Here is a 7,132-nt window from a genome sequence, read left to right on the forward strand (position 1 = left end):
TCCGGGCCTGGGGGGGGGGCGCCAGCGCCGCGTGCCCCCCCGGCGCGGCCCACCACCAACCCCCCCCCCCCGGCGGCGGGGGGGGTTGCCCACGGTTCTCGCGCTCAGCGTCCCGGACCGGCCTCCAGGTCCCGGCCGGTCTGCGCCGCACCGGCATCGGTGCCGACGGTGGCGATGGCCGCCTTGCGCTCGGAGGCCTGCGCCGAGGCGTCCAGCGGACCGTGCCCCAGGGCCTCCAGTTTCATCAGTTCGTCGACGTCGACCTGGCCGGGGTCGTTCAGGACGTCGTCGAGGCGCTTGCGGTCGAGCTCCCCGGTCCAGCGGGCGATCACCAGGGTGCCGATCCCGTTGCCGGTGAGGTTGGTCAGCGCACGGCCCTCGGACATGAACCGGTCGATGCCGACGATCAGCGCCAGGCCGACCAGCGGGATGATGTGGTCGAACGCGGCGAGCGAGGCGGCGAGGGTGACCAGCCCGGCGCCGGAGACCCCGGCTGCGCCGTTCGAGGAGATCAGCATGAACAGCAGCAGGCCGATCTGGGTGCTCAGCGGGACGTCCACGCCGAAGGCCTGGGCGATGAACATCGCACCCATCGTCATGTAGATGGCGGTGCCGTCGAGGTTGAACGAGTACCCGGTCGGGATGGTCAGACCGACGACGTGCTTGGGCGTTCCCGCCGCCTCCAGCTTCGTCATCATCCGCGGCAGCACCGTCTCCGACGACGAGGTGCCGAGCACGATCAGCAGCTCGTCCTTGATGTAGCGGATGTACTTCAGGATCGAGAACCCGGCGAGCCGGCAGATCGGGCCCAGGCAGACGAAGATGAACAGCAGGCAGGTCACCCAGAAGGTGACCATGAACTGCGCCAGGCTGCCGAGGATCGCGCTGCCGTGCTCGCCGATGGTGTAGGCGATCCCGCCGAACGCGCCGACCGGGGCGACCCACATGACCAGCTTGATCACGCCGAACATGACCTTGGCGAACGAGTCCAGGGCGTACACGACGCCCTTGCCGCGCTCACCGAGCATGGTGATCGCTACACCGACCAGGATGGCCAGCAGCAGCACCTGCAGGAGCTGGCCGTCGACGAACGCCGAGGCGAACGAGCTCGGCACCAGGTTCAGGATGAAGTCGGTGAAACCACCACCCGCGGCGGCGCCCGCGGACTCGATGGTGTCGTTCGCCGCGGAGCCGTCGAAGGTCTCGCGGTCATAACCCAGGCCGGCGCCCGGTGCGACCAGGTTGATCGTGATCAGACCCAGGCCGAGTGCGACCACGGTGGTGGCGTTGAAGTAGACGACCGTCCGCAGGGCGAGGCCGCCGACCTTGGCGAGGTTGCCCAGACCGGCGATCCCGACGACGACGGTCGCGAAGATGACCGGGGCGATCACCACCTTCACCAGGCTGATGAACAGGGTGGCCAGCCACTGCATCTGCGCACCGACCTCGGGCAGCAGCAGCCCGACGAGGATTCCGGCACTGATGCCGATCAGCACCCAGAAGTACAGGTGCTTCCAGATGGGTGTCCGCTTCCGCTTCGACCTGTCCACCTTCGGTGGTCCCTGGTCCGCCGTGGGACTGCTCATGGTTCGCTCCCTCGCGTCACGATGCTGGGGGGAGGCTCCCCGGTGACGGGCCGGCCTTCCACTCCGTTGACGGTTTCTTGGGATTGGCTTGACGTAACGGTCGCGGTGGCGCCGTACCCTCCTGGCATGACCGGGCTCACCCGCCGCGCGTTGCTGCGCACCACCGGTGCCGTGGCCGGGCTGGCGCTGGGCGGCGGGCTGGTGTCCGGTTGTGCCGCGGCGCCGCCGCGCCCGCCCGAGCCGTTCCGGCTGGCCACCGGGCCGGAGGGCGCGGTCTACCGGGAGATCGGCCTGGCGCTGGCCGGTGTGCTCGACCGTGCGTGGGGCAGGCCGGTCGTCGAGCTGGTGTACACCGACGCGGCGCCGGAGAACATGGCGATGCTGACCGGTGGCCAGGTCGAGATGGCGTTCGTCAACGTTGACGTCGCCGCCGCCCACAGCGGCCAGGTCGTGGCGCTCGCCCGGGTCTTCGACTCGGTGATGCACGTGCTCGTCCCGGCCGCCGGCGACGCACGGGACCTGCGTGATCTCGACGGTGCGACGCTCGCCGCGGGGATGCCGTTGTCCGGGACCCGGTACCTGGCCCGCCGGTTGCTGGAACAGGCCGGCAGCGAGGCCGACCTGCGCAGCTACTCCCAGGCCGACTCGGTACGCGCGTTCCGCACCGGTGAGGTGGACGCGGTGCTCAGCCTCACCGGGATGCCGACGCCCGCCGTGACCGAGCTGGCACGGGACGGGTCGGTCCGGTTGCTCGACCTGACCGCGCAGATGGAGCCGCTGGTGCGGGCCCATCCCCTGGAGTACCTGCCGGTCGTGGTGCCCGCGACGATGTACCCGCCGATGGAGGCGGCTCCCGCGCTGGCGGTCCCGACCCTGCTCGGGGTACAGCCCTCGATGGACGAGCAGCTGGCGAACTGGCTGACCGCGATGCTGTTCGAGCACGCCGGTGAGCTGTCCCGGGTGCGTGGCGAGGCCAGTCAGATCAATCCGCGCACCGGCGCCGCGACCACCCCGATCGCGCTGCACCCGGGCGCGCGCCGCTGGTTCCGCGAGCGCAAGCCCTGAGCGGCGCTCAGGGTGGCGGCACCCGGACGACGGCGGTCAGGCCCCCGCCGGGTGTCCCGGTCAGCTCCAGCGACCCGCCGGCGTCGTCGAGCACCTGGGCGACGATGGCCAGCCCCAGCCCGGTGCCGGCGACGTTCTGGTCGTGCGGGCTGCGCCAGAAGCGTTCCGTCGCGCGCCGCCGGCCCTCCTCGTCCAGCCCGCGCCCGTCGTCGACGACCTCGATCCGGTACCCGGACCCGTTCGGCCGGCCGCGGACCGTCAGCGAACTGCCACGGGAGAGCCGGACGGCGTTCGCGACGAGCTCGTCGACGGTCGCGGCGAGCCCGCCGGTCGGTTCACGCACCCGGGTGGCCGTCCCGGCCAGGTCGTCGGCGAAGGTCATCCCGGCCTGCTCGGCGACCGCACGCCAGGTCTCCGTCCGGTGACCGAGCGCGTCGCCGACCCGCCCGGCACTCGCCGGCCGGTCCGCGACCGCCGTGGCGGCGAGCATGCTGCTCAGGACGGTGCTCATCCGGTCGAGGTCGTCGACGGCGTCGGAGTAGGCGCCCCGCGCGTCGGGGTCGGACGCCAGGTGCGGTTCCAGGTTCTCCACGGACAACCGGACCGAGGCGATCGGGTTGCGCAGCTGGTGGGCGGCGTCGGCGACGAACCGCTGCTGGCGCTCGATGGTGCGACGGACGGCCTCGACCATGTCGTTGAAACCCGCGGTGAGGTTGCGCAGCTCGGGCGGTCCCGAGTCGGGAGCTGCCCTGGTGTCCAGCTGACCGGCCCGGACCGCGGCGGCGCTGCGTTCCAGGTCGGCGACCGGGCGGAGGATCCACCGGGTCATCGGGCCGACCAGCCACACCGCCAGCGCCGCGACCAGGGCGAACAATCCGCCGAGCAGGGCCCAGTCGCCCAGGATCTCGGCGCGCACGGAGTCGGTCGGGACGGCGAGCACCAGGGCCGCGACGACCTGCGAGTCCCGCCCGACCGGGGTCACGATCAGCTCGGGCTCGCCGCGCCACGGCCAGACGGTGCGTTCCACCGGGGGCAGCTGCCCGGCGAGCACCCCGGTCAGCCGGGCTTCCGCCTGCTCCGGCGGCGGCGAACCGTCGGTGGCGTGCAGCACCAGCTGCTCACGATCGAGGAACCACATCGGGGTGTCGTAGAGGTCGGCGTACTCGTCGAGTTCCGCGTAGAGGCGGACGAGCTCGGCCCGCAGTTCGGTCCCGCCGGTGAGCGCGGTGTGCGCCAGCACCGAGAAGCGGCTCGCGTCGCTCAACCGGTCGGCCACCAGCGTGGCCGTGTGCCGCTCGGCGACCGTGCCCGCGGTCGGAACCAGCACACCGAGCATCAGCAGGACCAGCAGTGGCGTGATCGCCACGACCAGCCGGCGTCTCACGGGCCGACCTGGTAGCCGACGCCGCGCAGGGTGCGGATCGTGACCCGGTCGCCGAGCTTGCCGCGCAGCGTCGCCATGTGCGTGTCCAGGGTCCGCGAGCTGGATTCGGTGGGCGCCTCCCAGACCTGGTCGATCACGAAACCGCGCTCCACCGGCTGCCCGGCCCGGTCGAACAGCAGCGCCAGCACCGCGGACTCGATCGCGGTGAGCGTCGCCGACCATCCATCGGCACCGTCCCGCACGGTGCGAGCGGTCACGTCGAGCTCGAGGGTGCCCCAGCGGTGCACGACGGCCGAGGGCGCCACGGCCTGGCGCAGCGCCCGGGTCCGCCTGCTCACCGCCTCGATCCGGGCGAGCAGCTCGGCGAGGCTGAACGGCTTCACGACGTAGTCGTCGGCACCCGCGCGCAACCCGACGACCCGCTCGGCCTCGCTGTCCTGCGCGGTCACCACGAGCACACCGGTGGCGGGCTGCTCCCGCAGCCTGCGCACCACCGCGCTGCCGTGCCCGTCGGGCAGGCCCATGTCGACCAGCGCGAGATCGGGTACCTGCTCGTCGATCAGGTCGAGCGCCTCGGTGACGTCAGCGGCGCGCACGACCCGGTACCCCGCGCGGAGCAGGGCCCGCACCAGTCCGCGGGCCACCCGGTCGTCGTCCTCGACCACCAGAACTCGCACCGTTGCAGGGTAGAGAGCCGGGCCCGGCAGGGACAGCGGGTGATCTCAGCGCCGAGGGCGGACCGAGGCCCCGAGCCGGTCGAGAGCGGTGAGCCGGGGCCTCACGCACGCGTCACCGCGGGCCCACGGCGGTCGCCGTCCGACGACGTGGTCCGCGCGCTGCGGCCTGCGACCGACCGCAGCGGTGAGCGTGCCCCCGGCAGGACTCGAACCTGCGACCACGGCATTAGAAGGGCCATGCTCTATCCACCTGAGCTACGGAGGCTGCGCGTACCGTCACCAGCGCGGCGGTGCGCGGTCCAACCGTAGCGACCGGGGCAGCCGATCGCTCATCCGACGTCGGCCCGCGGGCGCCGGAGGGGCGGCCACCACCATCCGTACGGTTGAAGCAGCCGCCAAAGGGGCCTCGCCTGCGACGCCGGTGGAGGGCCACGTCCATACTGTTCCCATGGTTCTGGGACTGCGATCCGCGATCGGGTCGGATGTGGGTCGCCGCCGGACGTCGAACCAGGATTCCGGCGCGACGACCGGCCGGCTGTTGATCGTGGCCGACGGGATGGGTGGTCACGCCCACGGTGAGATCGCGAGCGCGACGACGGTGGCTGCGTTCACCGAGCTGGACGCCCGGCTGCCCCAGGACCTCACCGGTCTCGACCTCGCGGCCGAGATGACGGCCGCGCTCGTCGACGCGACCGAGCGGCTGTCCCGGCGTGCAGGGGAGGACCCGGACACCCGAGGGATGGGGACGACGGTGGTGTCGTTGCTGCTGACCGGTGACCAGCTCGCCCTCGCCCACATCGGCGACTCGCGCATCTACCGGCTCCGCGACGGCGGGCTGACCCAGCTGACCCACGACCACACGATGGTCCAGCAGCTCGTCGACGAGGGCCAGATCACCGCCGAGGAGGCGGCCCACCACCCCCGGCGTTCGGTGCTGATGCGGGCGCTGAGCACCGATCACGCGCCGGAGCCCGATCTCGACCGGATCGACATCCGCGAGGGCGACCGGTTCCTGCTCTGCTCGGACGGCGTCACCGCGGTGCTCGACGACGACGCGCTCCGGCGTGAGCTCACCGCCGACGCCGCCCCGGAGGAGATCGTGCCCCGGCTGATCGACCTCGCGAACGAGGGCGGCGGGCCGGACAACATCACGGCGATCGTCGCCGACGTCGTCGAGCTGCCGGACGGTGCGGAACAGACGCAGGACCTCCGGGTCGCGGGGGCGGCCGCCGAGATCAGCACCACGAACTGACCGGTCGGCGCCGGGTCATCGGCGGGCGACGATCCGGCGCAGGCGCACCCGGTACGCCGCGGTGCGGTGTGCGACCAGTCCGGCCCGCGCGGACGCCGGCAGGTCGGGCGGGTAGACGCCCGCCCCGCACAGATCGGCCACGGCGGCCCGACGGTCCGTGGCGGCTCCGTCGAGGGTGAAATCGAGGCGGTCGTCGGCGAGCACCGCGAAGTCGGCCGACGACGCCAACCACTCCGGGTGCTCGACCGCTGAGCGATGCCGCCACGACGCCCGCACCGCACGGCGGAGCTCGCCGCCGCGCCAGCCGAACGACGCGGGCGCCGGCAGCAGGAGCGAGAGCAGGCCGTGCGGGGCGAGTACGCGCCGTAGCTCGGCGAAGAGCCCGCTCATGTCGCACAGCAGCGGCAGGAGCAGCGGGACGGCGATCCGATCCACCGAACGGGTGCGGATCGGCAGGATCAGCGGGCAGGCGCGGACGACACAGAACACACCGTCGCCCGTCTCGACCGCGATGCCGTCGTGGACCAACGTGGCCCGCACCCGGCTGGTCGCACCCGGAGCGCGACACCACCGGGCGGCGCTCGGACCGCCGTCGGCCCGCAGCCGGTGCAGGACGGGGTCGAGGACATCTCCGGTGATCAGCACCCGGGCAGTCTGACTCGCTCGGGGCGGGGGTGCCGCGCGGCACGGCGAGCGGCCGTGCTCCGCCGGTGATCGTGTCGCGCCGGGTACCGGGTCTGTCGGACGCGTCCCGTCGGTACGGGCGGGACCGTTCGTCGGCCACCCGGCCTGCGCCGGACGGTCGAAAAAAAACGTGGCGATCGCCGGTGGCCCGGGACTGCAGGACGAACGACGTCCCCCTCGGACTTCGCGACGGTCGATCGGCGGCTGCCCTTGCGCGATCGGCGCTGGTCAATCAGGATGCGGGGGGAGCCGAGCGAGCGACCGCTCGTCGCACGGTCGGTTCGGGTCCAGCTGGCGCCCTGACACCCTCCTCGGAGGGTTGGTGCAGGTCAGCGGCTGTTTGGGACCCCGGTTTGACGCGCCCGGACACCGTGGCGTAACTTAGTTCCCGTCAGCGAGTGAGCCGGACAGAACGGGCCTTGGTTGCCCGGTCAACAGGCCCCGTTGGCTGGTGGCCCCCCGGGTGGATGTCCGATGTTGTCGG

General features: G+C 72.5%; 6 protein-coding genes and 1 tRNA gene. 2 read left to right on the forward strand and 5 right to left on the reverse strand.

Features of this window, described 5'->3' with window-relative positions; translation table 11 throughout:
* Window positions 1-104: 104 nt before the first annotated feature.
* Window positions 105-1,586 (reverse strand): C4-dicarboxylate transporter DctA, encoded by a 1,482-nt coding sequence (gene dctA, locus AB0J24_RS28515; protein WP_358686949.1) that lies wholly within the window; start codon window positions 1,584-1,586, stop codon window positions 105-107.
* Between the two features lie 126 nt (window positions 1,587-1,712).
* On the opposite strand from dctA, the gene AB0J24_RS28520 reads away from it, so the two are divergent.
* Window positions 1,713-2,651 carry a TAXI family TRAP transporter solute-binding subunit gene (locus AB0J24_RS28520; RefSeq protein WP_358686950.1) on the forward strand — a complete coding sequence of 313 codons (939 nt, stop codon included), beginning with the start codon at window positions 1,713-1,715 and terminating at the stop codon, window positions 2,649-2,651.
* 7 nt (window positions 2,652-2,658) lie between these two features.
* Here the strand turns inward: AB0J24_RS28520 and AB0J24_RS28525 are convergent, their stop codons facing one another.
* The 3 genes from AB0J24_RS28525 to AB0J24_RS28535 form a co-directional block, all read right to left on the reverse strand.
* On the reverse strand, window positions 2,659-4,035 hold the full coding sequence (locus AB0J24_RS28525; protein WP_358686952.1) for a HAMP domain-containing sensor histidine kinase: 1,377 nt from the start codon (window positions 4,033-4,035) through the stop codon (window positions 2,659-2,661).
* Window positions 4,032-4,712 carry a response regulator transcription factor gene (locus AB0J24_RS28530; protein WP_358686954.1) on the reverse strand — a complete coding sequence of 227 codons (681 nt, stop codon included), beginning with the start codon at window positions 4,710-4,712 and terminating at the stop codon, window positions 4,032-4,034. The genes AB0J24_RS28525 and AB0J24_RS28530 overlap by 4 nt, the downstream gene beginning before the upstream one ends.
* 191 nt (window positions 4,713-4,903) lie before the next feature.
* Window positions 4,904-4,977, reverse strand: a tRNA-Arg gene (locus tag AB0J24_RS28535).
* 183 nt (window positions 4,978-5,160) lie between these two features.
* Between AB0J24_RS28535 and AB0J24_RS28540 the strand changes: the two genes are divergently transcribed.
* The gene (locus AB0J24_RS28540) at window positions 5,161-5,964 is read left to right on the forward strand and encodes a PP2C family serine/threonine-protein phosphatase (RefSeq protein ID WP_358686955.1); all 804 of its coding nucleotides are present in this window, start codon (window positions 5,161-5,163) and stop codon (window positions 5,962-5,964) included.
* Between the two features lie 15 nt (window positions 5,965-5,979).
* On the opposite strand, the gene AB0J24_RS28545 is transcribed toward AB0J24_RS28540, so the two are convergent.
* Window positions 5,980-6,609, reverse strand: a complete 630-nt coding sequence (locus AB0J24_RS28545; RefSeq protein WP_358686956.1) for a hypothetical protein — start codon at window positions 6,607-6,609, stop codon at window positions 5,980-5,982.
* Window positions 6,610-7,132 lie beyond the last annotated feature (523 nt).

It is taken from the genome of Pseudonocardia sp. NPDC049635, assembly GCF_040659795.1.
Classification (GTDB): Bacteria; Actinomycetota; Actinomycetes; order Mycobacteriales; family Pseudonocardiaceae; genus Pseudonocardia.

Coding starts and splice junctions, on each gene's coding strand:
- AB0J24_RS28540 (WP_358686955.1), top strand. CDS start 5,161: ATGGTTCTGGGACTGCGATCCGCGATCGGGTCGGATGTGGGTCGCCGC.
- dctA (WP_358686949.1), bottom strand. CDS start 1,586: ATGAGCAGTCCCACGGCGGACCAGGGACCACCGAAGGTGGACAGGTCG.
- AB0J24_RS28520 (WP_358686950.1), top strand. CDS start 1,713: ATGACCGGGCTCACCCGCCGCGCGTTGCTGCGCACCACCGGTGCCGTG.